This window comes from Mesorhizobium sp. M3A.F.Ca.ET.175.01.1.1 (genome assembly GCF_004791945.1).
In the GTDB taxonomy this organism is placed as follows: Bacteria; Pseudomonadota; Alphaproteobacteria; order Rhizobiales; family Rhizobiaceae; genus Mesorhizobium.
Genome location: NZ_SRTP01000349.1, coordinates 1 through 296 on the forward strand (window position 1 = coordinate 1; position 296 = coordinate 296).

At 65.9% G+C, this 296-nt stretch carries 1 pseudogene; it reads right to left on the reverse strand.

What is annotated here, in order from left to right:
* Positions 1–181 (reverse strand): annotated as a pseudogene (locus tag EN818_RS34190) (LysE family translocator); the annotation flags it as partial.
* Positions 182–296 lie beyond the last annotated feature (115 nt).

Sequence of the window (296 nt, forward strand, 5' to 3'; positions counted from 1 at the left end):
CTGCGGCGGCGGCGAAGACATGCACATAGCCGCCGAGATGGATGCCGAGAGCAGCCGTCAGCCCCGACCAGCGACCCCGCGCCATGGTCTGGGCGGCGGCGTAAAGCATGGCGGGGCCGGGGATGTAAGCGAAGATCGCCGTGGTGGCGAAAAACGCGATGAGCAGTTCCATCGACGGCATCTCGGTCCCTCACGCTACGCCAGATACGGCGGAGGCTGACTGAAGCGGAAGCTTTGCGGCCTCACTGTGGCGAGGAACCGGTCTGGCCTGATTTGGCCAGGACGCGCGCCATGAA